This window comes from Mesorhizobium loti CJ3sym, assembly GCF_000472785.1.
Lineage (GTDB): Bacteria > Pseudomonadota > Alphaproteobacteria > Rhizobiales > Rhizobiaceae > Mesorhizobium > Mesorhizobium loti_E.
The window spans coordinates 179,458-205,484 of the sequence record NZ_AXAL01000008.1; the positions used below are offsets into that span (position 1 = coordinate 179,458).

General features: G+C 63.7%; 27 protein-coding genes and 1 pseudogene. 16 read left to right on the top strand and 12 right to left on the bottom strand.

Annotated features, from left to right (window positions below; translation table 11 throughout):
• Positions 1 to 135: 135 nt before the first annotated feature.
• Complete coding sequence (locus A3A9_RS0112785) at positions 136 to 897, bottom strand: biosynthetic peptidoglycan transglycosylase (protein ID WP_027059132.1); 762 nt, start codon at positions 895 to 897, stop codon at positions 136 to 138.
• Positions 898 to 975: 78 nt separating this feature from the next.
• Here A3A9_RS0112785 and A3A9_RS0112790 point away from each other — a divergent pair, with 78 nt between their 5' ends.
• Positions 976 to 1,893 (top strand): polyprenyl synthetase family protein, encoded by a 918-nt coding sequence (locus A3A9_RS0112790; RefSeq protein WP_051370880.1) that lies wholly within the window; start codon positions 976 to 978, stop codon positions 1,891 to 1,893.
• A gap of 40 nt (positions 1,894 to 1,933) precedes the next feature.
• Here the strand turns inward: A3A9_RS0112790 and A3A9_RS0112795 are convergent, their stop codons facing one another.
• Positions 1,934 to 2,857 (bottom strand): SMP-30/gluconolactonase/LRE family protein, encoded by a 924-nt coding sequence (locus A3A9_RS0112795; protein ID WP_027059134.1) that lies wholly within the window; start codon positions 2,855 to 2,857, stop codon positions 1,934 to 1,936.
• A gap of 134 nt (positions 2,858 to 2,991) precedes the next feature.
• Here A3A9_RS0112795 and A3A9_RS0112800 point away from each other — a divergent pair, with 134 nt between their 5' ends.
• Genes A3A9_RS0112800 through A3A9_RS0112810 form a run of 3 tightly spaced genes read left to right on the top strand, consistent with a single transcriptional unit; the run spans position 2,992 to position 6,688 of the window.
• Positions 2,992 to 4,485 carry a sugar ABC transporter ATP-binding protein gene (locus tag A3A9_RS0112800; protein WP_027059135.1) on the top strand — a complete coding sequence of 498 codons (1,494 nt, stop codon included), beginning with the start codon at positions 2,992 to 2,994 and terminating at the stop codon, positions 4,483 to 4,485.
• A gap of 9 nt (positions 4,486 to 4,494) precedes the next feature.
• Positions 4,495 to 5,577: an ABC transporter permease gene (locus tag A3A9_RS38700; RefSeq protein ID WP_033838522.1), complete on the top strand. Its 1,083-nt coding sequence runs from the start codon at positions 4,495 to 4,497 to the stop codon at positions 5,575 to 5,577.
• 13 nt (positions 5,578 to 5,590) lie between these two features.
• Positions 5,591 to 6,688, top strand: a complete 1,098-nt coding sequence (locus tag A3A9_RS0112810; RefSeq protein ID WP_027059136.1) for an ABC transporter substrate-binding protein — start codon at positions 5,591 to 5,593, stop codon at positions 6,686 to 6,688.
• A gap of 81 nt (positions 6,689 to 6,769) precedes the next feature.
• Here the strand turns inward: A3A9_RS0112810 and A3A9_RS0112815 are convergent, their stop codons facing one another.
• The 3 genes from A3A9_RS0112815 to A3A9_RS0112825 all read right to left on the bottom strand — a co-directional run bounded on the left by A3A9_RS0112815 (position 6,770) and on the right by A3A9_RS0112825 (position 9,890).
• Positions 6,770 to 7,789 carry a LacI family DNA-binding transcriptional regulator gene (locus A3A9_RS0112815; RefSeq protein ID WP_027059137.1) on the bottom strand — a complete coding sequence of 340 codons (1,020 nt, stop codon included), beginning with the start codon at positions 7,787 to 7,789 and terminating at the stop codon, positions 6,770 to 6,772.
• 48 nt (positions 7,790 to 7,837) lie between these two features.
• Positions 7,838 to 8,872, bottom strand: a complete 1,035-nt coding sequence (locus A3A9_RS0112820; RefSeq protein ID WP_027059138.1) for an L-idonate 5-dehydrogenase — start codon at positions 8,870 to 8,872, stop codon at positions 7,838 to 7,840.
• A 70-nt stretch (positions 8,873 to 8,942) separates the two neighbouring features.
• Positions 8,943 to 9,890: a 2-hydroxyacid dehydrogenase gene (locus A3A9_RS0112825; RefSeq protein WP_027059139.1), complete on the bottom strand. Its 948-nt coding sequence runs from the start codon at positions 9,888 to 9,890 to the stop codon at positions 8,943 to 8,945.
• 78 nt (positions 9,891 to 9,968) lie between these two features.
• On the opposite strand from A3A9_RS0112825, the gene A3A9_RS0112830 reads away from it, so the two are divergent.
• The 5 genes and pseudogenes from A3A9_RS0112830 (at position 9,969) to A3A9_RS41160 (ending at position 14,921) form a co-directional block, all read left to right on the top strand.
• Positions 9,969 to 10,724 (top strand): SDR family oxidoreductase, encoded by a 756-nt coding sequence (locus A3A9_RS0112830; protein ID WP_027059140.1) that lies wholly within the window; start codon positions 9,969 to 9,971, stop codon positions 10,722 to 10,724.
• Positions 10,725 to 10,737: 13 nt separating this feature from the next.
• Positions 10,738 to 11,229 (top strand): gluconokinase, encoded by a 492-nt coding sequence (locus A3A9_RS0112835; protein ID WP_033838524.1) that lies wholly within the window; start codon positions 10,738 to 10,740, stop codon positions 11,227 to 11,229.
• Positions 11,226 to 12,116 (top strand): NAD(P)-dependent oxidoreductase, encoded by an 891-nt coding sequence (locus A3A9_RS0112840; protein WP_027059142.1) that lies wholly within the window; start codon positions 11,226 to 11,228, stop codon positions 12,114 to 12,116. Before A3A9_RS0112835 ends, A3A9_RS0112840 begins: the two co-directional genes overlap by 4 nt.
• Positions 12,113 to 12,454, top strand: a complete 342-nt coding sequence (locus tag A3A9_RS0112845; protein WP_027059143.1) for a hypothetical protein — start codon at positions 12,113 to 12,115, stop codon at positions 12,452 to 12,454. The genes A3A9_RS0112840 and A3A9_RS0112845 overlap by 4 nt, the downstream gene beginning before the upstream one ends.
• 126 nt (positions 12,455 to 12,580) lie before the next feature.
• Positions 12,581 to 14,921, top strand: a pseudogene (locus tag A3A9_RS41160) (response regulator).
• A gap of 24 nt (positions 14,922 to 14,945) precedes the next feature.
• Here the strand turns inward: A3A9_RS41160 and A3A9_RS0112855 are convergent.
• The 6 genes from A3A9_RS0112855 to A3A9_RS0112880 all read right to left on the bottom strand — a co-directional run bounded on the left by A3A9_RS0112855 (position 14,946) and on the right by A3A9_RS0112880 (position 19,750).
• A complete protein-coding gene (locus A3A9_RS0112855; protein WP_027059144.1) occupies positions 14,946 to 15,686 on the bottom strand; it encodes a class I SAM-dependent methyltransferase in 741 nt (246 codons plus the stop codon).
• Between the two features lie 92 nt (positions 15,687 to 15,778).
• A complete protein-coding gene (locus tag A3A9_RS0112860; protein WP_245279025.1) occupies positions 15,779 to 16,531 on the bottom strand; it encodes a Stf0 family sulfotransferase in 753 nt (250 codons plus the stop codon).
• Between the two features lie 53 nt (positions 16,532 to 16,584).
• On the bottom strand, positions 16,585 to 17,031 hold the full coding sequence (locus A3A9_RS41165; protein WP_245279026.1) for a phosphotransferase-like protein: 447 nt from the start codon (positions 17,029 to 17,031) through the stop codon (positions 16,585 to 16,587).
• Between the two features lie 123 nt (positions 17,032 to 17,154).
• Entirely contained in the window at positions 17,155 to 18,009 is an 855-nt protein-coding gene (locus A3A9_RS0112870) for a lytic transglycosylase domain-containing protein (RefSeq protein ID WP_027059146.1), read from the bottom strand.
• A 3-nt stretch (positions 18,010 to 18,012) separates the two neighbouring features.
• Positions 18,013 to 19,266, bottom strand: a complete 1,254-nt coding sequence (ispG, locus tag A3A9_RS0112875) for a flavodoxin-dependent (E)-4-hydroxy-3-methylbut-2-enyl-diphosphate synthase (protein ID WP_027059147.1) — start codon at positions 19,264 to 19,266, stop codon at positions 18,013 to 18,015.
• Positions 19,267 to 19,567: 301 nt separating this feature from the next.
• Complete coding sequence (locus A3A9_RS0112880) at positions 19,568 to 19,750, bottom strand: YdcH family protein (RefSeq protein WP_027059148.1); 183 nt, start codon at positions 19,748 to 19,750, stop codon at positions 19,568 to 19,570.
• A gap of 240 nt (positions 19,751 to 19,990) precedes the next feature.
• Here A3A9_RS0112880 and A3A9_RS0112885 point away from each other — a divergent pair, with 240 nt between their 5' ends.
• Positions 19,991 to 20,194: a YdcH family protein gene (locus A3A9_RS0112885; protein WP_027031539.1), complete on the top strand. Its 204-nt coding sequence runs from the start codon at positions 19,991 to 19,993 to the stop codon at positions 20,192 to 20,194.
• Between the two features lie 29 nt (positions 20,195 to 20,223).
• Here the strand turns inward: A3A9_RS0112885 and A3A9_RS0112890 are convergent, their stop codons facing one another.
• Positions 20,224 to 21,012, bottom strand: a complete 789-nt coding sequence (locus tag A3A9_RS0112890; RefSeq protein WP_027059149.1) for an IclR family transcriptional regulator — start codon at positions 21,010 to 21,012, stop codon at positions 20,224 to 20,226.
• A gap of 170 nt (positions 21,013 to 21,182) precedes the next feature.
• On the opposite strand from A3A9_RS0112890, the gene A3A9_RS0112895 reads away from it, so the two are divergent.
• The 6 genes from A3A9_RS0112895 to A3A9_RS0112920 all read left to right on the top strand — a co-directional run bounded on the left by A3A9_RS0112895 (position 21,183) and on the right by A3A9_RS0112920 (position 25,929).
• Positions 21,183 to 22,013 (top strand): transporter substrate-binding domain-containing protein, encoded by an 831-nt coding sequence (locus A3A9_RS0112895; RefSeq protein WP_202596371.1) that lies wholly within the window; start codon positions 21,183 to 21,185, stop codon positions 22,011 to 22,013.
• Between the two features lie 70 nt (positions 22,014 to 22,083).
• Positions 22,084 to 22,749: an amino acid ABC transporter permease gene (locus tag A3A9_RS0112900; RefSeq protein WP_027041937.1), complete on the top strand. Its 666-nt coding sequence runs from the start codon at positions 22,084 to 22,086 to the stop codon at positions 22,747 to 22,749.
• Position 22,750: 1 nt separating this feature from the next.
• Positions 22,751 to 23,401, top strand: a complete 651-nt coding sequence (locus tag A3A9_RS0112905; RefSeq protein WP_027059151.1) for an amino acid ABC transporter permease — start codon at positions 22,751 to 22,753, stop codon at positions 23,399 to 23,401.
• A gap of 4 nt (positions 23,402 to 23,405) precedes the next feature.
• Positions 23,406 to 24,200: an amino acid ABC transporter ATP-binding protein gene (locus A3A9_RS0112910; RefSeq protein ID WP_027059152.1), complete on the top strand. Its 795-nt coding sequence runs from the start codon at positions 23,406 to 23,408 to the stop codon at positions 24,198 to 24,200.
• Positions 24,201 to 24,236: 36 nt separating this feature from the next.
• The gene (locus tag A3A9_RS0112915) at positions 24,237 to 24,698 is read left to right on the top strand and encodes a RidA family protein (RefSeq protein ID WP_033838525.1); all 462 of its coding nucleotides are present in this window, start codon (positions 24,237 to 24,239) and stop codon (positions 24,696 to 24,698) included.
• A gap of 25 nt (positions 24,699 to 24,723) precedes the next feature.
• Positions 24,724 to 25,929, top strand: a complete 1,206-nt coding sequence (locus tag A3A9_RS0112920) for an aminotransferase class V-fold PLP-dependent enzyme (RefSeq protein ID WP_027059154.1) — start codon at positions 24,724 to 24,726, stop codon at positions 25,927 to 25,929.
• The last annotated feature ends 98 nt before the right edge of the window (positions 25,930 to 26,027 follow it).

Below are 26,027 nucleotides of genomic sequence, written 5' to 3' on the forward strand. Positions count from 1 at the left end.
GCTCCACTACATGGTCAAAAGCCCCGCCCGCCCTCGTGAAAGGGCCATGTCGGGGCCTAAATCTGAGAAAGTCGGGTGCCTATACACGCCTGATGCGGTTTTGGCCAGCACTGCGGTGAATCTTTTTTGTACCGGCTAGTCGAGACAGCCGACATAGGCGCCTGAGCGGCCGGCTCTGCGCTCGATCAGATTGGCAAGCCTTCTCAAGCCTGGGCCGGGTTTGGCAGGATTGCGGGCGATCGGATTGGGCAAGGTGACGGCGAGCAATGCCGCCTGCCGCCGTGACAGCTGTTTTGCCGAAATGCCGAAATGATGCTGTGCCGCGGCCTCGATGCCGTAGATGCCCGGCCCCCATTCGGCGATGTTGAGATAGATCTCCATGATGCGGCGTTTCGACATCACGGCGTCGAAATAGACCGCCAGCGGCAGTTCGACGACCTTGCGAACCGAGCCCAGCGGCCGCGACCACAGGAACAGGTTCTTCACCGTCTGCATGGTGATGGTCGAGGCGCCGCGTGTCGCCTCGCCGGCCAGCGCATCGTCGACCACGCCGCGCAATTCGCCGACATCGACGCCGCGGTGGAAGCAGAACTGCCCATCCTCCGACATGATGACGGAATGGGCCAGTACCGGCGCGACATCATCGATCGACACCCAGCGCCGGTCATAGCCGGAGAAGGTCGCCAGGTCCTTCAGCATCAGCGTCGACACCGGATGCACGAAGGACGGCAGGTAAAGGAAGGTCAGCACCGCCGGGATAAGCGCCAGCACTGCGGCCACGACAATGCCGCGCCGGACCCAGCGCCTGAGACCGCGGCGGTTCACGCCTCGCGATCTCGTCGCCATGTCCAGCTTTTCGGTTTCATGATCGACGATCGGTTCCGCCAAGCCGCCCAACCCGTACATCTGCCTGCTCCGGCATAATGGCGCTTGCCTTCTTGCGCAACGTCTGAGTGTCGGCTACCGCTCCCGGCCATGACGAATGACGACGAAATGGCGTTCGAAATGGCGCTTATCAGGCGGGCGGCGGCCGTCGAGGTGCTGCTGCGGCGGTTGCTCGACCATCGCCCGCTTTCGGGCGAGATCGTGCGGCCCGAACGACTGATGGCGGCGATGCGCCACGGTGTGCTGAATGGCGGCAAGCGCCTGCGCCCGTTTCTGGTCATGGAAAGCGCTGCCTTGTTTTCCGCCGATGGCGAAGCGGCACTGCGTGTGGCGGCCGCGCTCGAATGCGTGCATTGCTATTCGCTGATCCATGACGATTTGCCGGCGATGGACGACGACGATCTGCGCCGCGGCCAGCCGACCGTGCATAAGGCCTTCGACGAAGCGACAGCCATCCTGGCCGGCGACGCCTTGCTGACGCTGGCCTTCGACATCATCGCCGGCGAGGCAACCATGCTGCCGGCCGAGCGGCGCGTGGCATTGGTGCTGGCGCTTACCCGCGCCGCCGGCGCCGGCGGCATGGTCGGTGGCCAGAAGCTCGACCTCGAAGCCGAACAGACACCGCCCGACGAGGCCGGCATCATAAGGCTGCAGGCGATGAAGACCGGCGCGCTGATCCGTTTCGCCTGCGAAGCCGGCGCCATCATCGCCGGCGCTTCGTCCGAAGACCGCGAGAGACTGGCTGAATTCGGCTCGGCGATCGGCCTCGCCTTCCAGCTTGCCGACGACCTGCTCGATCTCACGGCCGACGCCAGCCAGATGGGCAAGGCGACCGGCAAGGACGCCGCCGCCGGCAAGGGAACGCTGGTGGCGCTGCACGGTGCGAATTGGGCGCGCAGCCAGCTGCATGGCCTTGTTGACCAGGCACACGCGCTGCTCGAACCCTATGGCGACCATGCAGCGCTGCTGAAGCAAGCCGCCACATTTGTCGCGACGCGCAACAGCTGAGTTTTTGGTTCGAAAAGCCGGCCTGGCAGGGCAGGCAGGTTTACCCCCGCCCCGCGGCATTCGCCACGACGAAGACCGAATAGAGCGACTGCCGTGCCGTGATGAACAGGCGGTTGCGCTTCGGGCCGCCGAACGTCAGGTTCGCCACCGTCTCCGGAATGCGGATCTTGCCGATCAGCGTGCCGTCAGGATCGAAGCAATGGACGCCGTCTCCGGCACCCGCCCATACGCGGCCTGACATATCCACCCTGAACCCGTCGAACAGGCCGGCGGTGCAAGAGGCGAAGACGCCGAGTTCTTTCAGTGAGGCGCCCTCGACGGCGAACTTGCGGATGTGTCGCGGCCCGTCCTTCTGGTGTGTGACACCGGTGTCGCCGACATAGAGGATGGTCTCGTCCGGCGAAAAGGCGAGGCCGTTGGGCTTCGCCATCGTCAAGACGACGCGTGTCACTTCGCCCGTTGCCGGGTCGGCGCGGTAGACGTGGCAGCCCTCGATCTCCTGCTCGGCGCGGTCGCCCTCATAGTCCGTCGCGATGCCGTAGGGCGGATCGGAAAACCACACCGTGCCGTCCGAGCGCACCACCACGTCGTTGGGCGAATTCAGACGCTTGCCCTCGAAGCGGTCGGCGATCACCGTGATCGATCCGTCATGCTCGGTACGCGTGACGCGCCGCGCCCGGTGCTCGCAGGTGATCAGCCGGCCTTCCGTGTCGACTGTGTTGCCGTTGGCATTGCTGGACGGCGCGCGGAAGACCGAGACCATTCCATTGGTGTCGTCGTATCGCATGATACGGTCGCTCGGGATGTCTGAGAAAACCAGGTACCGCCCGGCCGCGAACCAAGCCGGTCCCTCCAGCCAGCGCCCGCCCGTCCACAGCCGCTCGACCGCCACATGGCCGACGAAACAGCTCTCGAAACGCTCATCGAGAACCTCGAAGCCTGCACCCTCTATGTCTCCGAACATGCCTTGTCCTCCATGAAACCGGCCTATCGTTAGCCTTCGCGGCTAGCCATTTTCAAGACTTGACCTGCAAAAATGTTAGCGATAACATTGGTCGCGGTTCAGTCCGGTTGTTTGGCTTGGAGGAGGCCAAAAAGATGCGGCCCAAGCTCATAGAATTCATCGACATCTCCAAGCGCTTCGGGGGCACCCTGGCGTTGAAGTCGGTCTCGCTCGACATCCACGAGGGCGAGATCGTGGCGCTGCTGGGCGAGAACGGCGCCGGCAAATCGACTCTCATCAAGACGCTCGCGGGCATCTACAAGCGCGACCAGGGAACAATCCGGTTTCGCGGCGAGGACTACCACCACCGCCCGCCGCGCCCGAACCAGCCGCAGAAGGTCGCCTTCATCCATCAGGATCTCGGCCTCATCGAATGGATGACGGTGGCCGAGAATGTCGGCATGGCGCAAGGCTTCTCGCGCCGCTCGGGCCTCATCGACTGGCGCGACACCGAGCGTCGTGCCGAGAGCGCCCTGGCCCTGGTCGGCTGCGCCTTCGATCCGGCCACCCGCGTCCAGGATCTGTCTCGCACTGAGAAATCGCTGGTCGCCATTGCCCGCGCGCTCGCTACCGAAGCCGACGTGCTGGTGCTCGACGAGCCGACGGCAAGCCTGCCCGCGGATGAGGTCGAACGCCTGTTCCAGGCGCTACGACCGTTGCGCGAGCGCGGCGTCGGCATGATCTATGTCTCGCATCGCCTGGATGAAGTGTTCCGCATCGCCGACCGGGTCGCCGTGATGCGGGACGGCCGCATGGTGGCGGTCAAGCCCGTCGCCGAGACGACGCCGCAGGAACTGGTCGATCTCATCGTCGGCCGCCCGGCGCACCAGATGTTCGCCAAGTCGCGCTGGCAGGACGGATCCGAGCGGCTGAAAGTCGAGGATTTGCGCTGCGGCAGTGTCGGACCGGTTCACTTCGAGGCGCGGTCCGGCGAACTTCTGGGACTGGTTGGCCTGCGTGGCGCTGGACAGGAGGCCGTCGGCCGCGCGCTGTTCGGCGCCGAGCCTTTCGACGGCAATGTCTCGCTCGACGGCAAACGCCTCGACCTGTCCTCGGTCGGTGCAGCTCTTGCCGCCGGCGTCGGCTTGATTGCGCGCGACCGCACCGAGGAGTCGGTGGCGCTGTCGCTGTCCGTGCGCGAAAACATGTATCTCAACCCGTCGGCGGTCGGCCGCGGGCTTTTCTCGTTCATGACGCCGGCGCGGGAGAGCGAGCTGACGCAGCATCTCGGCGCGCGGCTGGGTCTGAGGCCGAACGACCCGCATCTGCCGATCGAGGCGCTTTCCGGCGGCAATCAGCAGAAGGTGGTCGTCGGCCGCTGGCTGGCGACGGGCCGCAAGCTGCTGATCGCAGAGGACCCGACCGCGGGCGTCGATGTCGGTGCCAAGGCCGAAATCTACCGGCTGATCGCGGCAGCTGTCGAAGCCGGGCTGGCGGTCGTCGTCGTTTCCACCGATTTCGAGGAAGTAGCGCATATCTGCCATCGCGCGCTCGTCTTCTCGCACAACCGCATCGTGCGCGAACTGGCCGGCGATGCCTTGACGACGGCGGCGCTTATCCATGCCGCCTCCGTGTCCGAAGCCGCCTGAGGAGTATCCATGAACTCGATCAAATCGACGGCGCTGGAGCCGACCCGCTCGGAACTGTCAGGGCTGAGCTTTGGCCAGAAGGCGGCGCGCTACCTGCCGGTCTATGGCCTGCCGATCTTGACGCTGCTGCTGATCCTGCTGTTCTCGCTGCTCCTGCCGCGTACCTTCCCGACGCTGCTCAATTTGCGTTCAATCGTCTCCGACAAGGCGATCATCGCCTTGCTGTCGCTGGCGGCGATGATCCCCATGGCTTCGGGCCGCATCGACCTGACGGTTGGCTACGGCATCGTGCTGTGGCATATCCTGGCCATCAGCCTGCAGACCGCCTTCGGCATCCCCTGGCCGATCGCGGTGTTGATCGTCTTGCTGCTCGGCGTCGTCACCGGCTTCATCAACGGCCTGCTGGTCGAGGTGGCGCGCATCGATTCCTTCATCGCCACGCTCGGCACCGGAACCGTGCTCTATGCTTTGGCCATGTGGTACACGGGCGGCCGGCAGGTCGTCGGCGTGCTTCCCGAAGGCTTCCTTGCCCTCAACGGCACGATGCTGTTCGGCCTGCCTATCACCGGCTACTACGTCATCGTCCTGGCGCTGGTGATGTGGCTTGTGCTCGAATACATGCCGATTGGCCGCTACCTCTACGCCATCGGCGCCAATCCCAAGGCCGCCGCGCTCAATGGCATACCGGTGCAGAAATTCGTCATGGGCGCCTTCGTCGCCTCCGGCGCGCTGACGGCGCTGGGTGGTGTGCTGCTTGCCTCGAAGCTTCGCATCGGCCAAGCCAGCGTCGGCCTCGAATATCTCCTGCCGGCGCTGGTCGGTGCCTTCCTGGGGTCGACCACCATCAAACCCGGTCGGGTCAATGTCTGGGGCACGATCATCGGCGTCGTCATCCTCGCCGCCGGCATTTCCGGCATCCAGCAATTCGGCGGCTCGTTCTGGGTCGAGCCGCTATTCAATGGCGTCACCCTGCTCGTCGCGATCGGCATTGCCGGCTACGCGCAGCGGCGCCGGGGCGCTGTCGTGCCGCCCCAGGCATCCGCCAATCAACCAGTTGCCCACCAACCAACAAAGACAAACGACAATGCTTAATGGGAGAAGAAACATGCATCGCAGAACAGTCCTTCAGCTCGGCGTCGCCTGCCTGGCGCTTGGCATTGCCTCGAACGCGCTGGCCGACCCGATGGCCGACGCCAAGGCGGTGGTCGACAAATATGCCAGCAAGGTCGACAAATGGGATGGCCCGACGACCGGACCGAAGGGCGCGGCCGGCAAGACGATCGTGGTGCTCGGCGCCGATATGAAGAACGGCGGCATCCTCGGCGTCACCAAGGGCGTCGAGGAAGCGGCGGCAGCACTTGGCTGGACTGTCAAGACGCTTGACGGCGCCGGCTCCATCGGCGGCCGCACCGCGGCCTTCGGCCAGGCGCTGGCGCTCAATCCCGACGGCATTATCATCAACGGCTTCGATGCCGTGGAGCAGAAGCCGGCGATGGAGCAGGCCAGGGCGGCCAAGATTCCGATGGCGGCATGGCATGCCGCGCCGACGGTTGGCCCGATCGATGATCTCGGCATCGTCGCCAACGTCTCGACCGATCCGATGGAAGTGTCGAAGGCTGCCGCCGACTGGGCTTTTGTCGACGCCAAGGGCAAGCCCGGTGTCATCATCTTCACCGACTCGACCTACCAGATCGCCATCGCCAAGGCCGACCGCATGAAGAAGGAAATCGAGGATCTCGGCGGCAAAGTGCTCGAATATGTCGACACCCCGATCGCCGAAACCTCGCAGCGCATGCCGCAGCTCACGACGTCGCTGCTGCAGAAATACGGCGACCAGTGGACTCACTCATTGGCGATCAACGATCTCTATTTCGACTTCATGGGACCGTCACTGGCGGCGGCAGGAAAGTCGGGCACCGACGCGCCGATCAACGTGGCGGCGGGCGACGGTTCCGAATCGGCCTACCAGCGCATCCGCTCCGGCCAGTTCCAGAAGGTGACCGTTGCCGAACCGCTGAACCTGCAAGGCTGGCAGCTCGTCGATGAACTCAACCGCGCCATGGCCGGCGAGAAATGGTCGGGCTACATTTCGCCGCTGCATGTTGTGACGTCGGACAATGTCGAATTCGACGGCGGGCCGGACAACCGGTTCGATCCGGGCAACGGCTACCGCGACCAGTACAAGAAGATCTGGGGCAAATAGGCGCCGACGAGTACCTCTGCCAGCGGGCAGGACGGTCAACGGCCGGCGGTCAACCCGCCGGCCGTTCTGTTTCGCCAAGGCTCAGGCCGTATGACGCGCGATCACCTTTGGCGTCATGCCGACGACCACCCGGTCGTCAGGCGCCCGGCGCCCGTTGAGCAGGTCGAGTACGAGGTCGGCGACACGGATTCCGATCTCGTGCGCCTCGACATCGATCGTGGTGATCGACGGCACCGACTGCTCGGCGAGGTCATAAGCGCCAAAGCCGGCGATCGCGACCTCCTCGGGGACTCGGATGCCGCGCCGCAGGCATTCCATAAGCGCACCGAACGCGGAAAGATCCGACACGCACATCACCGCCTGCGTGTCCGGCCAGCGCGAAATCATCTCGACCATGGCGGTGGCACCCTCGCGCATCGATATCGGCGGCACGCCGGAGGCAATGATGCGCGACCCATCGAGGCCGCGTTCCTGCAGTGCCGCGACGAAGCCGCGCCGGCGATCGAGGCCACGCGTGTCGCGCGATGTGTCACCGCCGATGAAGCCGAGCCTCGAATAGCCACGTGCGACGAAATGGTCGACCATCAGCCGTCCGGCCTCGGCATTGGAGAAGCCGACAACGTGACCGATCGGATCGTCCGGCAGGTCCCAGGTCTCCACCACCGGGACGCCGGCATTCTCGAGCATCTTGCGGCAGCGCGGCGTATGCCGTCCGCCGGTAACAATGATCGCCTCCGGCCGCCGCCGCAGCAGCTGGCCGACCAGACGCTCTTCTTCCTCGACATTGTAGTCGGTGAAGCCGAGCAGGATCTCCAGCCCGCTGTCACGCAGGCCCTCGGTCATGCCGCGCACCGTGTCGGCGAAATTGGCGTTGTTGATCGAGGGTATCGTCACCGCGACGAAACCCGACCGGCGTGATGACAGGTTCGCCGCAATGCTGTCGAAGACATAGCCGAGTTCGTCCGCAGCCCGTATGATACGGTCGCGCGTGTCTGCGCTGATGGAGGTATCGCGTTTGAAGGCGCGCGACACGGTCATCGTCGAGACGTTGGCGCGACGCGCGACATCGGCCATGGTCGGGCGTTTTGGCGAAGGCTGCATGGCCATACGTTATCGATATCACTGTGGAATGCAACGCACCGTCGCGGCTTACGAGAAGGCGATCTGAACCTTCATTGCCTGGCTGCGGTCGTTGGCAAGTTCGAAGCCTGACAACGCCTCGGCGAATGCCACGGTGTGGGTGATCAGAGGCTTTACGTCGATGAGCCCCTTGCGCATCAACTCGACGCCCACGGCGAATTCCGGATGGAAGCGGAACGACCCGTTGATCGACAGTTCCTTGGCAGTGACCACTGACATCGGCAATGCCATCTCCGCACCACCAAGGCCGAGCTGAACGATCGTGCCGCGCGGCCGCAGCGCCGCGATGCCAAGCGCCAGCGCTGAGGCGGCTCCTGAACATTCATAGAGGATGTCGAACGTCCCCTTGTCGGCGAAATAAGGCGCTAGCCCGTCCGGATCGGTTCGTGTGTTGATCGTGCTGTCGGCGCCGGCACGCTTGGCCATGGACAGGGTAAAATCGGTGATATCGACGGCGACGATCTCGGCGGCGCCCGCGCGCCGCGCGCAGAGGATCGACAACAGGCCGATCGGCCCACAGCCAGTCACCAGCACACGCTTGCCCAGCATCTCGCCGGCCCTGCGCGTCGCGTGGAGACAAACCCCCAGCGGCTCGGCCATCGCCGCTTCGGCAGCACTCAACCCATCCGCCGGCACGCATTGCGGCGCGTCCGCCACCAGCATTTCGCGGAACGCGCCCTGTATGTGCGGGAATGGCATGGCGCTGCCGTAGAAGCGCATGTTGAGGCACTGGTTGTGCATCCCTTCCCGGCAGTACCGGCAACTGTAACAGGGCCGCGACGGCGAGACCGCGACCAACTGGCCGGGCTGCAGCCCGTCGACGCCGGGACCGACCTTCTCGATGACCCCGGAGACCTCGTGGCCGAGAATCATCGGTTCCTTCAGCCGCACCGTGCCGAAGCCGCCGTGATTGTAGTAGTGCAGGTCACTGCCGCAGATGCCGCCGGTGGCCAGACGCAGCAACACCTGACCCTGGCCCGGCGCCTCGACCGGCCGATCCTCGATGCGAAGGTCCTTGGCGGCGTGGATGACAATCGACTTCATGGCAGGCGAACTCCTCGGGCAGTTCCAGCAAAGCTGAGCAGCGATACCGTCCAGAATTGAAGATTAAGAGTCAAAGCACCGGCGTGAGCAGCGGCTGGCCGGCAAAATGGGCGGCAAGATTGTCGCGCAGAAGCTTGCCCATGGCCTTGCGCGTTTCGAAGGTGCCGGACGCATGGTGCGGCTGCAGCAGCACGTTGTCGAGCGCCAGGAACCGCGGGTTGAGCTTGGGCTCACCTTCGAAGACGTCGAGTGCGGCGCAACCGAGTGTCTTCTTCTCGAGCGCGTCGAGCAGCGCATCCTCATCGATGTTGGAAGCGCGCGAAATGTTGATCAGCATGCCGTCCGGCCCGAGCGCCGCCATCACATCCCCGTTGACGATGTGGCGCGTCGCGGGCGACGCCGCAAGCGTCACGAACAGGAAATCCGAACGCTCGGCCAGCGCGACCGGATCGGCGACGAACGCCCAGTTCGACGCGAAACCCTTCGGCGTCGGGCTCGAATAGGCAATGTCCATACCGAAGCCGCCGAGGCGTTTGGCCACCTCATGGCCAATACGGCCGAGACCGAGCACGCCGGCCCGCCGACCCCAGACGCGACGTTGCAGCGGGTAGAGCCCCTTGGCTGCCCAGCTACCATCGCGCACCCAGCGCTCGGCCCCTATCATGCCGCGCGACAGGGTGAGCATCATGGCGATCCCGAGATCGGCGACATCGCCGGTCAGCACATCGGGCGTATTGGTCACACGCACGCCGCGCTCCCGGCACGCCGCGAGATCGACCGCGTCGAAACCGACACCATAGACGCTGACGACCTCGAGCGAAGGACAGGCCGCGATCATGGCCCGGCTGGCGCCGAGTTCGCCGCGTGTGGCGATGGCGCGTATCCGCGGCCCAAATTCGGCGAGGAAGGACGGCTTGTCGCCCGCGTCGAAATAACGGTGGACAATGAAGGCCTGGTTGAGTGGCTCCTCGTCCCACGCTGGATAAGGTCCAACCTGAAGGATGTGAGGCCGCTGCATCGGTTTTCGCTCCAACTGACTTGACAACAATGTTATCGATAACATAACAACATTCAACGACGAGAGGCAATCGGGAAAATGTCGTCCACACTGTTCGATCTCACCGGGCGCACGGCGCTCGTCACCGGCTCCTCCCAGGGCATCGGCTTTGCCTTGGCTAGGGGACTGGCTGAAGCCGGTGCCAAAGTGGTTCTCAACGGCCGCGACGAGGCAAAGCTCGCCGAGGCGGCGGCGCGGATACAAGGGGCGCGAACACTCGCCTTCGACGCCACCGACCATGACGCGGTCCGCTCCGCCATCGACGGTTTCGAGCTGTCCGGCGGGCCAATCGACATACTGGTGAACAATGCCGGCATGCAGTTCCGCACGCCGCTCGAGGACTTTCCCGCCGATGCGTTCGAGCGCCTGCTGCAGACCAATGTCGCCAGCGTCTTTCATGTCGGCCAGGCGGTCGGGCGCCACATGGTCAAACGCGGCCGCGGCAAGATCATCAACATCGCCAGCGTGCAGACGGCACTTGCCCGCCCGGGCATCGCGCCCTACACGGCGACGAAAGGCGCGGTCGGCAACCTGACAAAAGGCATGGCGACGGACTGGGCCAAACACGGACTGCAGTGCAACGCCATCGCACCCGGCTATTTCGACACGCCGCTCAATGCGGCATTGGTCGCCGACCCGGCATTCAGCGGATGGCTCGAAAAGCGCACGCCGGCCGGCCGCTGGGGCAAGGTCGAAGAACTGGTCGGAGCTTGTGTCTTCCTGGCCTCCGACGCGTCGTCCTTTGTTAACGGGCACATCCTCTATGTCGATGGCGGCATCACAGCGTCGATCTGATCCGTCGCGCCGCATGATCATCATGGGCGTCTCCGGATCGGGCAAGACAACGATCGGCGAGGCGCTCGCCCGCACCATCGGCGCGAAATACGTCGACGGCGACCTGCTGCATCCCGACGCCAACATCGCCAAGATGAGCGCCGGCACCCCGCTTGCCGACACCGACCGGTGGCCGTGGCTGGCCAGGGTCGGCGAAACCCTGAGGTCAGGCACAGGTCCAGTCATCGTCGGCTGCTCGGCGCTGAAGCGCGCCTATCGCGATTTCATCACGGAACGGGCCGGAGCACCGGTCCTGTTCATCTATCTCGACGGTTCGCGCGAATTGATTTCCCGGCGCATGCGCGAGCGCACCGGCCACTTCATGCCGAGAAGCCTGCTCGACAGCCAGTTCGCGACATTGGAGGTGCCGGGAAAGGACGAGAACGCGATCACCATCGCGATTGACGCGCCGCTCGACCGGATTGTTGCCGACATAACAGCCAAGATCGGGGCCCCACCACCATGACCAACACCATCGCACTGATCGGCGCCGGCGCCATGGGCGGGGCGATCGGCGAGCGCCTGCTCGCCACCGGCAATCACCTGTTGGTATTCGATCTCGACAAAGCCAAGGTCGAGGCGTTGCTCGCCAAGGGCGCCGCGGCAGCGGTGAGTGCGGCCGAGGCCGCCTGCGCCGCCGACTGCGTCATCCTCAGCCTCAATTCGGCGGCGATTGTGCGTCGCGCGGTGTTCGGCGAGGGCGGCGTGGCCGCCGGGGCGAAGCCCGGCACGCTGATCATAGACATGTCTTCCATCGACCCCGACGCGACGCGCCAGCTGGCGGCCGACGCAAGCGAGAACGGGCTGCGCTGGGTCGACAGTCCGCTCTCCGGCGGCGCGCCAAAGGCGCTGACTGGCGAATTGACCCTGATGGCTGGCGGCGAGGCCGAGGACGTTGCCGACGCTCACAAGGTGCTTCGGCACGTCGCGGCCAACTACACCCATATGGGACCGGCGGGCGCCGGCCAGACGACCAAGCTCATCAACCAGGTGCTGTGCGCGCTGAATTTCATGGCCGTAGCGGAAGCGACGCGGCTGGCGATCGACGCCGGCGTCGATGTGTTGAAGATTCCGCAGGCCCTGAAAGGCGGGCGCGCTGACAGTGCCATCCTGCAGGAATATTTGCCCCGTTTCGCCACCCGCGACTATCGGCGCACGGGCCGCATCGACAACATGGTCAAGGATCTCAACGCCGCGCAGGATCTGGCGCGGCGCACGCACACGGCGATGCCGCTGACGGCCGTCTGCGCCGAAATACACCGGTTGCTGACGGCGGCCGGGCTTGGCGGCGAGGATCAGGCCGCATTGATGGAATTCTTCCAACGCAACAACGATCAGGAGAACCCGACATGATCACGCGCTATGCGCTGTTTGAAGGCAAGGTGAAGGATGGCGAGACCACGGCATTCCGCCAGGCTGTCCTCGACACCGTCCTGCCAAAGTGGAAGGCGTTTCCCGGCGCGCTCGATGTGCGCGTCAGCTTCGCCGAAAAGCGTGACGACGGCGCGCCGGAATTCCCGTTGATTCTGGCGATCAACTACCGCGACATGGCGGCTGTCGACGCGGCCCTTGCCAGCCCCGTCCGCGCTGAATCGCGCGCCGCGACCGAGGCGGTTCTGGCCAGATACTTCGAGGGCAGAATCCACCATCACGTCACCATCGCCAACGAGTTCCCGCTGGCCGGCGGATGACTGGGTCCATCCGGAACGTTGTGTTGGCTTGCGGCAAACCAACAAGCCGCTCCCACGAACGAAATCTTAATGTAAATCAAGCGTAATCCCGGTCGTTAAAATAATGCGTATGTGTTGGGGTTGCGCATGCCGGAATATTCTTCCTTCATCCGGTTTGTCCGGATTCGCTATCTTTCAGGGTTGCTGATTTTCGCGCTGGCCTCCACGGCCATCATGTTTTGCGCTCAACCGTGTCAATTCCTTCCGTCATGAGATCGACGCGCTGAGCAGCAACCTCGTCGTCTTCACCCGCGACCTGCGCAACGCGACCAGCTTCGCCGAGACAACCGGCTCGGCCTGGCGCAACGAAACGCGCGACGCGCTGACCGCTTCGGCGCGCGACCATTCCGTACGCCTGACCAGCGAGATCGAGACGCTGAGTGCCCAGTTCGCCGCGATACATCAGCGGCTGTCGGCCAATACCGTCAACGAACTCGAAGCCTCCTCGGTCAACGGAGACCTGTTCTGGTCGGCCCGCGATATGGTGCGCAACCTGAATCTGATGTCGGTGGCGCAAAAAGGCGATGAATGGAGCTACCGGGAAATCCGCAACCAGAACGACCTCTTTGTCCAGCCGATGCTGGTCCGTATCCGCACCGCGATGGACGAGGAGCGCCATCTGGCCGACGCGTCCAGCGACCGGCTGCTGCTGTGGGCGAGCGGCCTGTTATTCGCTGTGCTGGCCATCGTCGCCTTCTGGGTCTTCCGGCCGATGGAACAAGCGATCCGCCGCGCCTTTGCCCAATCCGCCGAATCCCTGTTCAAGGCCGAGGCCGCCGACCGCGCCAAGTCCGAATTCCTGGCCAATATGAGCCATGAGATCCGCACGCCGATGAACGGCGTGCTCGGCATGGCCGAATTGCTGGCCAAGACCGAACTGACCCCACGCCAGAAGACCTTCACCGACGTCATCGTCAAATCCGGCAACGCGCTGCTCACCATCATCAACGACATCCTCGATTTCTCCAAGATCAATGCCGGCCAGCTGACGCTCGACCCTGCCCCCTTCCGTCTCTCCGAAGCGGTCGAGGACGTGGCGACGCTGGTCTCGGCGCGCGTTGCCGAAAAGAACCTCGAGCTGATCGTACGGGTCGACCCGCGCCTGCCGGCCTATGTCATTGGCGACGCCGGCCGCTTCCGGCAGATCGTCACCAATTTGGTCGGCAATGCGGTGAAGTTCACCGAGAGAGGCCATGTGCTGATCGATGTCGGCGGCGAAACCGTCAACGACGTTGTCCAGCTCAAGCTGCGCGTCGAAGACACGGGCATCGGCATCCCGGCCGAGAAACTGCAGAACGTGTTCGAGAAATTCGCCCAGGTCGATGGCTCCTCGACCCGCCGCCACGAAGGCACCGGCCTTGGACTGGCCATTGCCGCCCGCCTCGTCGACCTGATGGCCGGCAAGATCGGCGTCGAGAGCGAGATCGGGCGCGGCTCCGTCTTCTGGTTCGCGGTACCGCTGCCCGTGCACCGCGCCGAGGCGCGTGACGCGATCGTTCCGGTCGACGTCACCGGTGCGCGCGTGCTGGTCATCGACGACAATCCGGTCAACCGCGAGATCCTGCTCGAGCAGCTCAGAAGCTGGAGCTTCGACTGCGCCGCCGCTGAAAGCGGCGCCATGGGGCTCGCCTTCCTCGATCGCGCCTGCCAGTTGGGCGCCAGCGTCGACTGCATCATCCTCGACTACCAGATGCCCGGCATGAACGGCGCTGATGTCGCCCGGGCGATTGCCGCCGACAGCAGGCTTTCTTCCATTCCGGTCGTTCTCCTGACCTCGGTCGACCAGGTCGATTTCGGCAAGATGATCATCGACTTCGGCATATCGGCGCACCTGACCAAGCCGGCGCGCTCGGCGGTCCTGCTCGGCACGGTCATCTCGGTCATCCAGAAGGCCCGTTCGCAGGTCGGCAAGGCGCATTTCGTTCGCGAGCCGGTCCAGCCGATGCCGCAGGCGACTCCGCCTGCCTTCACCGTCATTCGTGGCCCCGCCATGCCGGTCGCCATGACCCCGGAATCGACCGCCACGCCGAACGGCCCGATTGATATCCTCATCGCCGAGGACAATGACGTGAACCAGCTGGTGTTTGGTCAGATTCTCAACGGGCTGGGCCTCAGCTACCGCATCGCCGGCAATGGCCGTACCGCGGTCGAGATGTACCGGTCGCTGCATCCGAAACTGATCCTGATGGATGTCTCGATGCCCGAGATGAACGGCTACGAGGCGACCCGCGCCATCCGGGCGATCGAGGCCTCGTCGGGCGGTCACATCCCGATCATCGGCGTCACAGCGCACGCGCTGAAGGGTGATCGCGACAAATGCATCGAGGCCGGCATGGACGACTATCTGCCGAAGCCGGTCTCGCCGGACCGACTGGGCACGAAAATCGGCACCTGGCTCAGCGAGACGGTGGTGGCGAAGACGGCGTGAGATGCGTCCGGTCGGGCTGCCGGATCAGCGCAGCCGACCGATCGGGATGATTTCCACAGAGGTGTCCACGTAAGGTTCGCCCTGCCAGTCGCCGAGCCATTGCTCCACCAGCAGACCGGCCTCGGCCAGCATCCCGGCAAGATCTTGCTTATTCGGAAACGCGATTTTCGCTTCGGCACCCAGAATGGGTCTGCCGCCTGGAATTTCATAAAAGGTCGAATAGGTGACCAACCCGGTGGTGGCATCATGGTCGGCATCATACCAGGCCCTGACGGTGCCAAGGCTGGGGTGCTCCACCATCCGTTCGGAGCGCTGCGGCGTCCATTCCAGCCACGCCGGCACAGCGGGATTTCGCGTGTCGAAGATAAAGCGCCCACCGGGAGCGAGATGCTCAGTGATGGTGCGCAGCACCGCGCGCTGATCCTCTTTCGTCAGAAAAACCTGGAAAGCGTGACCGGTCAACAGCACCAGATCGAACCGCCGTCCGAGGCGCACCGTTCGTGCGTCGGCCACGACCCAGTCAACCTTGTCACCGCCGGCCCTGCGCCGCGCGACGTCGAGCATGGCCGAAGCCGGATCGACGCCGGTGACGCTGCATCCCCCGGCCATTTCGGCAGCGAGTTGACCAGTGCCGCAACCAAGATCGAGGACCGAGTCACCATGCCCGGCAAGACGGATGCAATAGTCAAAATCGGCGCGGCCATCCTGATTCTCGATGTCGTAGAACTGAACGAAATCAGGATCATTGTAGATCGGATCGGTCATGCCGCCGCCTATAGCCCAAATATCTGCCATGCGCGACACGCACAACCCACGTCCATGGCGTTGCAACGATGCCCGGTGTACCCAGCCATACCTCAGCCTGCGGCGTCCAGACGATAGCGGCGCATCCAGTCGAGGCTTGTCTCGTCGGCGAGCTTTGGAACGCCTGGCCGCACCGCCTCGGCGTCAGGCGCTTGAACGCCGAGAGCCTCGCAGATGCCCAGCAATGCCGCCGCCGGATCGGCGGAAAGCCGCTCGTAGCCAATTCGCAGCGGCGTTATGCCTTGCGCCGCGAACCAGATATTCCAGGCCGCATCATATGCTTGGAGCTCGGCAAGCTCATCTTTGATCCGCTCGAAATCATATTGCGATTCCTTCGGCGGTGCGACCCTTTCGAGCTCGGAACCATCGGGAGCTATATGCCAAAGACCGGTCTGCTGTGCCTTGATCAGCGAGACAGCCTGCGCGAGCTTGTTCTCGCGCGACAAATGTATGTAGAGAACGGGGCCAAAGGCTTTTTCGAAACGCGCTGTGTCCGACGCAAGCCCGGGATAAACCTGGTCGAGGATCGCCGAAAGCTCATCCAGGTTTTCGCGCATCAGGCGCAGTCCGAAGACATCTGTCCGGCCCTTGCCGGCGGTGATTGCCGCATTGAGATAGGCAACATTGAATTCAAGCTCGCCCATCGCGTCGCGACCGGACAGTTTCCACTCTTGCGCCCACTCGGCCACGTCCTGCCGCCGATAGAATGAGTGCGGCTCACCTGATGTCCCGGTGGATGCCAGGAGCTTGCACAGCAAAGTGCTGCCGGTTCTCGGCGTGCCACAGATAATGTATGCGTCGAACATCCCGCTACCCTTGTCGCTCATCGCAGGCAGGGCAACCCCGGCCAATCCGCCGCCTATAATCGAAATTGTTGCTGGATGCGACGGGCGCACTCCAGCGGCGAATGCACGCTGGTGTCGACTTCGAGGTCGTAATCTATACCGGCGTGCACACGCTCATATTGCCAGCGCGCCAGGTCCGGCAGCCTGTCGGCCCGCTGTGCTTCGCGAGCCTCCAGGACCTCCAGCGGCGCCACGACGCCGACCAGATGGAGATCGAAGCCTGAGAGCAGCTCGATATATTCTGACATTTCGCCATTGCAGAGCACGTCGTCGATGATCAGGTTGTTACCTTGCCCGGCCATGGCGGCAATGGCGTGGCGCATGCCGCGCAGGGTTTTTTCGCCCACCGATCCCGTCCTGGTCACCACTACGGGTTTGCCGTCCTGTTGAATGGTTTCGTAGGCGAAACCATCGGCATGGTCCTGCAAGGCATCGGGCAGCATCGCGAGAAAACTGTCCATCTGGACATGCAGGAACGGTTCGGCGGTTATTGCCTGCAACGCCCCTGGCGATCGAGCTTTTGCCGGCACTGCCGACGCCGTTGAGCAGGACGATCCTCGCTTTCACGCCGATGCTCCTTCGGGCTACCGGTTGCGCACCACCACGCACGCCCCACCGACGCTCTGCAATTTCTGGCAGATGACATTGGCGGCGGAGCGGTCGTCGATCCCGATCCTGACCGCATAGATACCGCGCCGGCCGATCGGCGTGCGCACCCGGCTCACCACCGGATCATGGCCGGCAAGCAGCGCCGGAAACCGGCTTCTCACCCGCAGCCACTGGCCGATTGCCGCACTGCGGCGGAAATTGCCGGCCACCTGGATGCCCCATGGTTTGACGTTGATCGAGGCCATCGCCACGGTCTGCGACATGATCACCGGCAGTTTGCGGCAGGCGGCGGCAAAATCCCTCTTTGCGTCGAGCGGCTCGACCTTTCCGGCATAGGCAGGGTCGGTGAACTTGTCGACCGGCTCGCCCATGATGTCGAAGACATAGCTCTCGGTCTCCATCGGCAGGAAGCCGCCCGACCCCAGCCAGCGCGACACCCGGCTTTCACCCGCATTGTAGGCCGCGGCCGCCAGGCCAAGATTGCCGTAGCTGGTTTTCATTTCGGCCAGATACTTAGCCGACGCAGGGATTGCCTGGTCGATGTCGAAGGAATTTTCGAGCCCGCGCATCTTGGCGGTGCCGGGCATGAACTGGGCAATGCCTTCGGCGCCGACGGGGCTGACTGCATTGGGGTCGAACCGGCTTTCCTTCCAGATGAGCCGGGCGAAAAAATCCCGGGGCAAGCCATTCTGGTCGGCATGGGCCTGGATCAGGGTGCAAACCTTGTCGATCAGCCGCTGCTTGGCCGATTGCGGCGGGTCGGCCTGAACGAGTGCCGACCAACCCAGCCCGCACAGGAAGATAAGCGTCGCCCAGAGGAAACGCCGCATCTTCTACTCCGCTGCGGCCTTGCCGTGCTGCCCAAACCGTTGATCGATATAGTCGGCGACCATCTTCTCGAAATCGGCCGCGATCGACGGCCCGCGCAGCGTCGCCGCCTTCTTGCCGTCGACGAAGACGGGCGCCGTCGGCGTCTCGCCAGTACCGGGCAGCGAGATGCCTATATCGGCATGCTTGGACTCCCCTGGGCCATTGACGATGCAGCCCATCACCGCGACCTTGAGGTTCTCGACGCCGGGATATTTCTCGCGCCACACCGGCATGTTCTTGCGCAAATCCGCCTGGATGTTCTGCGCCAGCTCCTGGAACACGGTGGAAGTGGTGCGACCGCAGCCGGGGCAAGCGGCGACAATCGGCACGAACTGCCGGAAGCCCATCGTCTGCAGCAGTTCCTGCGACACCTGCACCTCGCGCGTGCGGTCGCCATTCGGCTCCGGCGTCAGCGAGATGCGGATGGTGTCGCCAATGCCTTGCTGCAGAAGGATGCCCATGGCGGCCGACGAAGCGACGATGCCTTTCGAGCCCATGCCGGCTTCGGTGAGGCCGAGATGCAGCGCGTGGTTGGAGCGGGTGGCAAGTTCGGTGTAGACGGCGATCAGGTCCTGCACGCCGCTGACCTTGGCCGACAGGATGATCTTTTCGCGGCCAAGGCCGATCTCTTCGGCCATCTCGGCCGACAGGATCGCCGACTGCACGATTGCCTCGCGCATCACTTCCTGCGCCGTCAGCGGAAAGACCTTGTCCTGGTTGTCGTCCATCAGCCGGGTGAGAAGCTCCTGGTCGAGCGAACCCCAGTTGACGCCGATGCGCACCGGCTTGTCGTGTTTGATCGCCATCTCGACGATATCGGTGAACTGCCGGTCCTTCTTGTCCTTGAAGCCGACATTGCCCGGATTGATGCGGTATTTGGCCAGCGCCTCAGCGCAGGCCGGATGATCGGCGAGCAACTTGTGGCCGATATAGTGGAAGTCACCGACCAGCGGCACATTGATGCCGAGCCGCAGCAAGCGCTCATGAATGTGCGGCACGGCGGCGGCACTCTCGTCGCGGTCGACGGTGATGCGCACGATCTCGGAGCCGGCGCGGTGCAGTGCGGCAACCTGGGCGACGGTCTGGTCGACATCGGCGGTGTCGGTGTTGGTCATCGATTGTACCACGACTGGCGCGCCGCCGCCGACGACCACGCCGCCGACATCGACGCCGACTGAGGTGCGGCGGGGGAAGGGAAAGGAAAAATATCCGGTCATGCCGGCAGCCTTTTGTCTCTGGAGCGCCAAGCGTCCTTCGACGCACAAGCACACCCCGGGGCCGAAGCGCAAGAGTCCGGCATGAGGTGGAGGAGCAAAGATGGCTTGTCAATGGCGACAGGTCGCCACTGGCCAGAAATGGCCAGCCGTCAGGATCGGAATAGGTTGGGCAGAAGGACCTTGGCGGAATAATATTAGCTGCGGCTCATAGCCGGCGATAAAAACGAAAACGCCAAACACCGGCGGCGGTTGCCGCCGGCAGGGAAGGCCGAAAGTGGTAAGCGGCTATATCAGTTGAGCGTCAATGCGTGGTCGGTTTCGTCGCTCGCAGTTTTTCAATCTCGTCCTTGAGTGCCAGCTTGCGTCGCTTGAGATTCACGATCTGAAGGTCGTCGACCGATGGATGGTTCATCGCGTCATCGATTTCTCGTTCGATGTCGCCGTGTTTCCGCTGCAACTCATCAAGATGGGATGCAAGAGACATGATTGGTTCTCCCTTTCATGGTTTTCCTCGATTGCAGCCGTCAAAGGCACGTCCACCGCAGGTCGTCTCTGTGACGGCACGATGACACTTTGCCACCTTCCGACCGTGATGTCGAATGCTGCGTGGTAGCATTCCACGACAATGTGAAATGTGATATTGGCTGCGCACCGGTGGCAGAAATAGCCGCCCCCGCCCAATCAGGCCCAGTTTTGGGCGCCGCAGACGTGCAGACGGTAGAGAATGTCCGATCAGGAAAAGGCCGATATTCGCCTCGAATTTTCCCGGCTGAAGCAGGAACACGCCGATTTCGACGCCGCGATCAACGCCATGATCGCCACGAATTGCGACCCGCTGCAAATCCAGCGCATGAAAAAGAAGAAGCTGTTCCTCAAGGACCGGCTGATGAAGCTGGAAGACAAGATCATTCCAGACATCATCGCCTGAGATCGCCGGCGCCACGCATCCACATTTCGCTATCCGGCGATCGAAAGCCTCGCGGCACGATCACGCAGCAGGCCGATGAGACTGCTGGTCCGCTCATCGGTCGTGTCGATGGGAACCACCAGGCACATCGTCGCCTCGACCTTGCCCGGCGCTGAAAAGACCGGCGCCGCAAGACATTTCGTATAGGCATCGACCAGACCCGAAGTCACGCAGTAGCCGGTCACCCCAGCCTTGGCGATATCGGCGATGAAATCATCGAGCCGCAGCTTGCGGCCATCGGGCAGCACGAGATCGTCGTCCGACACCATGGCTTCGATCTCGACCCGCTCCAGCCCCGCCAGAAGCAGCCGGCCAGATGCCGTCCAGGGCAGCGGTATCTGCAGACCGGTGGCCGAGCTGATGCGGAACGGCCTAGTGCCCGGACTGGAGTGGACGATGGTGTAGCGGCCGCTCTGCAGCATGCACAGTTCCGAGGTCTCGCCGGTCTCGCGCGACAGATGGTCGACCTCCTGGCGCCCGCGCCGCAACAAATCGTTGCCGCGCACATAGTCCATTCCATAGAGATAGAGCTTCTTGCCGAAATAGACGCGGTTGCCGTCGCCGGCCATTTCCAGCAGGCCGGCGTCAACCAGCGAGCGCACCAGCGTGTAGGTCGTCGAACGCGGCGCGTTCACCCCCTTGGCAAGGTCGCCAATACCGATCGCCCGCTGCGTCGTGTGCAGAAAGTCCAGGATCTCAAGCACCCGGTTGAGGCCTTTTTCACGGGAGCCGGGGGTCTTCTCGCCGTCTGAAACGGTCAAGGCATTGCCATCTTGCATTGTCGATTCCTGGTGTTAGTATCTGTCTTGTACAGGATACATACGTCTCTTGTAAGAGACAATCACTTTGAAATCACCGACGTGTGTCTTGCCTGTGCATGGGGAACACAACACGAAAGGAGGTCGCCGTGAACGACACATCCGGAAGACGTGATTTTCTGAAATTGGGAATGGCGGGACTGGCCACCGCCGGCGTGCTGGCAACCGTCGACGCCCAGAAGGCAGCCGCCCAGGCCGCGTCCGACAGCCTGCTGCGCACCGTGCTCGACCGCGGCAAGCTGATTGTCGGCACCGGCAGCACCAACGCGCCCTGGCATTTCGAGAACGATGCCGGCGAACTGGTCGGCATGGACATCACCATGGGACGCATCCTGGCCAAGGGCCTTTTCGACGATCCGACCAAGGTCGAGTTCGTCATGCAGGACCCGGCGCAGCGTATCCCGAATGTCACCACCAACAAGGTCGACATCACCATCCAGTTCATGACGATGACGGCGCAGCGCTCGCAGCTGATCAATTTCACCCGGCCCTACTATGTCGAAGGCGTTGCGCTGCTGACGCTGCCCACCGCCGAGAACAAGACATTCGACAAGCTGCTCGCCGGCGGCGCGGCGACGCGCATTTCCATCCTGCAGAATGTCGATGCCGAAAGCTCCGTCCGCTACGCCTTGCCGCAGGCACAGGTGCTGCAGATCGACACCCAGGCCAATGTGCTGCAGGCGCTGGAATCCAAGCGCGCAGACGCTGCGGCGGTCGATCTGTCCACCGTACGCTGGCTCGCCTCGCGCAATCCCGACAAATATTTCGATGCCGGCAAGAGCTGGTATTCGATGCTCTACGGCGCGGCATTGCGGCAAGGCGATCTCGACTGGCTGACCTTCGTCAACCAGACCTTCACCATCGCAATGTTCGGCCATGAATCGGCGCTCTATGACGCCGCCTTCAAGGATTATTTCGGCCAGGAGCCGCCGGCACGCCACCCCGGCTTCCCGGTGATCTAATCCCATCGCGGAAGAGCGGCATTCCCGCCCTTCCGCTTCTCCTCGACGCCCTTCACACCGAGGCGGACGCATGGGCTATGCCCTCAATTTCAACCTGATCTGGCGGCATTTCGACAAGCTGTGGGGCGGACTGCTGCTCAGCCTCGAGCTTGCCGTCATCTCGATCGCCATCGGTACCGTCATCGGCCTCGTGCTCGCGGTCTGGTACGTTTCGGCCGGGCGCACGGTGCGGGCGATCATCGCCGCCTATGTCGAATTCATCCGCAATGTGCCGCTGATTCTGCTGGTCTATCTCGTCTTCTACGGCCTGCCGACCGTGGTCGATCTCGCCTACAGCGCGCCGACCTCGTTTGTGCTGACGCTGTCGGTCTATAGCGGCGCCTATCTGGTCGAGGTGTTTCGCTCCGGCCTCGAAGCCGTCCCGCGCGGCCAGCTCGATGCCGGCAAGGCGATCGGCCTGACGCCCTGGCAAAGGCTCATCCATGTGCGCCTGCCGACCATGCTGCGCATTACGTTGCCGGCGCTGTCCAACACCTTCATCTCGCTGTTCAAGGACACGTCGATCGCCTCGGTCATCTCGGTGCCGGAGCTCACATTCGGTGCCCAGTGGATCAACTTCAACACCTTCCGCATCGTCGAGGTCTATCTGGTGACGACAGCGATGTATCTGGTGACCGGTTACATATTGCTTTTCGGGCTCAGGCTCGTCGAGCGGCGGTTCAGGGCGGCGCGCTAACATGCTGAGCCAGATCCTCTACGCTCTGCCCTTCCTCGCCAAAGGCTTCGCCCTGACCCTTTGGGTCTCGCTGCTGGTTGTCGTCCTTTCGCTCATCGCCGGCGTCACGCTTGGCGTCGGCCTGGTCTATGGGCCTACCCCGCTGCGCTGGGCGGTGCGCATCTTCTCAGACACCATCCGCGGCATTCCGATCCTGGTGCTGATGTTCTTCGTCTATTATGGCCTGCCCGCCATCGGGCTGCATCTGCCGTCCTTCTGGGCCGCCGTGCTGGCGCTGACCCTGTTCAAGACGGCGCAGGTCATCGAATATCTCAGGGGCGCGGTCGGATCGATCCCGAAAGGTCAATCCGAGGCCGCGATGGCGATCGGCCTGACCTTTCGCCAGCGCCTCACCTACGTCATCTTCCCGCAGGCCTTCCGGCGCTTCCTGCCGCCCTGGATCAACGGCGTCACCGACGCGGTCAAGGGCAGCGCGCTGGTCTCGCTGCTCGGCATCACCGATCTGATGCAGGCCATCAACCAGGTCATCGGCCGCACCTATGAGGCGATGCCGCTCTATATCCTCGGCGCGCTCATCTATTTCGCGGTCAACTACGCACTCTCGCTCGCCAGCAGGCGGCTAGAGCGGCGCTTTGCCTTCATTCGGGAATAGCACGATGTCCGACGCCTCAAACGCCAGTCCCGCCCTTCTCGACGTGCGCGATGTCTCCAAGGCCTTCGGCACCGTCGAGGTGCTGCGTTCCGTCAGCCTTCAGGTCAAGCGTGGCGAAGTGGTCACCGTCATCGGCCCTTCCGGCAGCGGCAAGACCACGCTGCTGCGCTGCGTCAACTTCCTCGAAAGCTACGACAGCGGCTCGATCCGCATCGACGGCAAGGAGGTCGGCTATCGCGAGGCCGGAACGCGCCAGCGCCGCAGCGAGCGCGACTTGGCCAGCATGCGCGCCGAGACAGGCATGGTGTTCCAGAGTTTCAACCTGTTTCCGCATCTGACGGCGGCCGGCAACATCATGCTGGGCCTCACTAAGGTGCGGGGCAAGAGCCAGGCCGAAGCGCGTCAGGCGGCCGAACACTGGCTCGGCCGCGTCGGCCTTGCCCACAAGGCCGACAGCTTGCCGGCCGAGCTTTCCGGCGGCCAGCAGCAGCGCGTCGGCATCGCACGCGCCGTGGCTATGGAGCCGAAAATCCTCCTCCTCGACGAGATCACCTCGGCGCTCGACCCCGAACTGGTCGGCGAGGTGCTGGCCGTGGTGCGCAGCCTTGCCGAGGACGGCATGACCATGCTGATGGTGACGCACGAAATGGCCTTTGCCCGCGACGCATCAAGCCGCATCGTCTTCATGGCTGATGGCGGCGTCAGCGCCGTCGGCCCGCCCAAGGAAATCCTCGCGGCGGAGACCAGCAACGAGCGCCTGCGCACCTTCCTGGCGCGCTTCCGTGCCTCGCATTTCTAAACGAGACAGCCAAAGCTGTCGCAAGGAGCTTTTTGCATGACGCCTTATATCCGGCTCGCCGAGTTGGGCCTGACCTTGCCCGAGCCGCCAAGTCCGATCGCCAACTACGTCTCTCATGCCGAGAGCGGCCGGCTGATATTCCTGTCCGGCCAGGGACCGTTGCGCGCCGATGGCACGCTTTGCACCGGCAAGGTCGGCGAGGACGTGACCGTCGAGCAGGCCTATGCGCACGCGCGCCTCACCGGGCTCAATCTGCTCGCCGTCATGCATGCCGCTGCCGGCGATCTCGGCCGCATCGTGCGTGTCGTCAAGTTGCTCGGCTTCGTCAACGCGACGCCGACCTTCAGCGACCACCCGAAAGTCGTGAATGGCTGTTCCGATCTTTTTGCCGATGTGTTCGCTAATATTGGCGGCCACGCCCGCTCGGCAATCGGCGTCGGCTCATTGCCTGGAAACATCACTGTTGAAATCGAAGCGGTCGTCGAGATCGCCGCCTGACCTGCCACCCACGGGATCCGCTCACATGAAAACCACTTCCTCCACCGGCTCCAACACCACCATCCGCGAACGGCTGGGCTTGCGGCCGATCATCAATGTCTCCGGCACCATGACCGCGCTCGGCGCGTCGATCATCGTTCCCGAAGCAATCAGCGCCATGGCCGAAATGGCCTCGCAATGGGTGGAGATGGACGATCTGCAGCGTGCCGCGAGCACGGTCGTTGCGCGCCTCACCGGCGGCGAGGCCGGCTTCATCACCGCCTGCTGCGCCAGCGGTATCACCATGGCGATTGCCGGCGCGATGACGGGAACCAGCCTGCTCGCTATCGAGCGTCTGCCCGATGACACCGGCAACCTCAAGTCGGAGGTCGTCATCCAGCTTGGCCACATCGTCAATTACGGCGCACCGATCGATCAATCGGTCCGCGTCGCCGGCGCCAAGTTGATATCAGCCGGCACGGTCAGCGTGACGCAGGACTATCATGTGCGTGAAGCGATCAACGACCGCACGGCCGCCGGCCTCTATGTGGTCGCCCACCACACCGTGCAGTACGGCATGCTGTCGCTGGAGGAATTCTGTGAGATCTGCCACGCCAAAGGCGTGCCGGTGATCGTCGATGCCGCCTCCGAATACGATCTGCGCGGCTTCCTGGCGCGCGGCGCCGATGTCGTCATCTACAGCGGCCACAAATTCCTGAGCGGGCCGACCAGCGGCATCGTCACCGGGCGCAAGGACCTGGTTCGGGCGGCGTATCTGCAGAACCGCGGCGTGGCGCGGGCCATGAAGGTCGGCAAGGAGAGCATCGCCGGCACCATGGCGGCACTGGAAGCCTGGGAAAAGCGCGACCACGCCGGCATCCGCCGGCGCGAGGAGGCGGCGCTGAACCTCTGGAAGGATGCTTTACAGGGACTGCCGGGCATCTTTGCCAAGATCATTCCGGACCCAACGGCCAATCCGCTCGACCGGCTGCAAATCTTCGTCTCGCCGGAGAGCCGCTTCACCGCCGCCGGGCTCACCTCGGCGCTGGCCGCAGGCTCGCCGCCGATCATCGTGCGCAACCACGAGATCGAGCGCGGCCACTTCTTCCTCGACCCCTGCAATCTTCATCCTGGCGAGGCGGAAATCGTTGCCGAACGGCTGCGCGCAATATTGATCGCGAAGGACCGCCCGGCCGATGCGATGAAAACCCCGCGCAAGGATTCGTCGGGCGTGTTGCGCTGGCCGGATTGAGCCGACCAAAAATCCCGAAAAGCAACGGCTGATCACGCGACTGTGAACAGCGGATTAGCGTGCGGCGGGAATAAACCGGCACCCGACCAGGTCTTATC

Coding starts and splice junctions, on each gene's coding strand:
- A3A9_RS0112900 (WP_027041937.1), top strand. CDS start 22,084: ATGGGCTATGCCCTCAATTTCAACCTGATCTGGCGGCATTTCGACAAG.
- A3A9_RS0112910 (WP_027059152.1), top strand. CDS start 23,406: ATGTCCGACGCCTCAAACGCCAGTCCCGCCCTTCTCGACGTGCGCGAT.
- A3A9_RS0112840 (WP_027059142.1), top strand. CDS start 11,226: ATGACCAACACCATCGCACTGATCGGCGCCGGCGCCATGGGCGGGGCG.
- A3A9_RS0112800 (WP_027059135.1), top strand. CDS start 2,992: ATGCGGCCCAAGCTCATAGAATTCATCGACATCTCCAAGCGCTTCGGG.
- A3A9_RS0112855 (WP_027059144.1), bottom strand. CDS start 15,686: ATGACCGATCCGATCTACAATGATCCTGATTTCGTTCAGTTCTACGAC.
- A3A9_RS38700 (WP_033838522.1), top strand. CDS start 4,495: ATGAACTCGATCAAATCGACGGCGCTGGAGCCGACCCGCTCGGAACTG.
- A3A9_RS0112825 (WP_027059139.1), bottom strand. CDS start 9,890: ATGCAGCGGCCTCACATCCTTCAGGTTGGACCTTATCCAGCGTGGGAC.
- A3A9_RS0112890 (WP_027059149.1), bottom strand. CDS start 21,012: ATGCAAGATGGCAATGCCTTGACCGTTTCAGACGGCGAGAAGACCCCC.
- A3A9_RS0112830 (WP_027059140.1), top strand. CDS start 9,969: ATGTCGTCCACACTGTTCGATCTCACCGGGCGCACGGCGCTCGTCACC.
- A3A9_RS0112795 (WP_027059134.1), bottom strand. CDS start 2,857: ATGTTCGGAGACATAGAGGGTGCAGGCTTCGAGGTTCTCGATGAGCGT.
- A3A9_RS0112835 (WP_033838524.1), top strand. CDS start 10,738: ATGATCATCATGGGCGTCTCCGGATCGGGCAAGACAACGATCGGCGAG.
- A3A9_RS0112820 (WP_027059138.1), bottom strand. CDS start 8,872: ATGAAGTCGATTGTCATCCACGCCGCCAAGGACCTTCGCATCGAGGAT.
- A3A9_RS0112885 (WP_027031539.1), top strand. CDS start 19,991: ATGTCCGATCAGGAAAAGGCCGATATTCGCCTCGAATTTTCCCGGCTG.
- A3A9_RS0112920 (WP_027059154.1), top strand. CDS start 24,724: ATGAAAACCACTTCCTCCACCGGCTCCAACACCACCATCCGCGAACGG.
- A3A9_RS0112860 (WP_245279025.1), bottom strand. CDS start 16,531: ATGTTCGACGCATACATTATCTGTGGCACGCCGAGAACCGGCAGCACT.
- ispG (WP_027059147.1), bottom strand. CDS start 19,266: ATGACCGGATATTTTTCCTTTCCCTTCCCCCGCCGCACCTCAGTCGGC.
- A3A9_RS0112880 (WP_027059148.1), bottom strand. CDS start 19,750: ATGTCTCTTGCATCCCATCTTGATGAGTTGCAGCGGAAACACGGCGAC.
- A3A9_RS0112815 (WP_027059137.1), bottom strand. CDS start 7,789: ATGCAGCCTTCGCCAAAACGCCCGACCATGGCCGATGTCGCGCGTCGC.
- A3A9_RS0112790 (WP_051370880.1), top strand. CDS start 976: ATGACGAATGACGACGAAATGGCGTTCGAAATGGCGCTTATCAGGCGG.
- A3A9_RS0112870 (WP_027059146.1), bottom strand. CDS start 18,009: ATGCGGCGTTTCCTCTGGGCGACGCTTATCTTCCTGTGCGGGCTGGGT.
- A3A9_RS0112810 (WP_027059136.1), top strand. CDS start 5,591: ATGCATCGCAGAACAGTCCTTCAGCTCGGCGTCGCCTGCCTGGCGCTT.
- A3A9_RS0112905 (WP_027059151.1), top strand. CDS start 22,751: ATGCTGAGCCAGATCCTCTACGCTCTGCCCTTCCTCGCCAAAGGCTTC.
- A3A9_RS41165 (WP_245279026.1), bottom strand. CDS start 17,031: ATGGACAGTTTTCTCGCGATGCTGCCCGATGCCTTGCAGGACCATGCC.
- A3A9_RS0112895 (WP_202596371.1), top strand. CDS start 21,183: ATGGCGGGACTGGCCACCGCCGGCGTGCTGGCAACCGTCGACGCCCAG.
- A3A9_RS0112845 (WP_027059143.1), top strand. CDS start 12,113: ATGATCACGCGCTATGCGCTGTTTGAAGGCAAGGTGAAGGATGGCGAG.
- A3A9_RS0112915 (WP_033838525.1), top strand. CDS start 24,237: ATGACGCCTTATATCCGGCTCGCCGAGTTGGGCCTGACCTTGCCCGAG.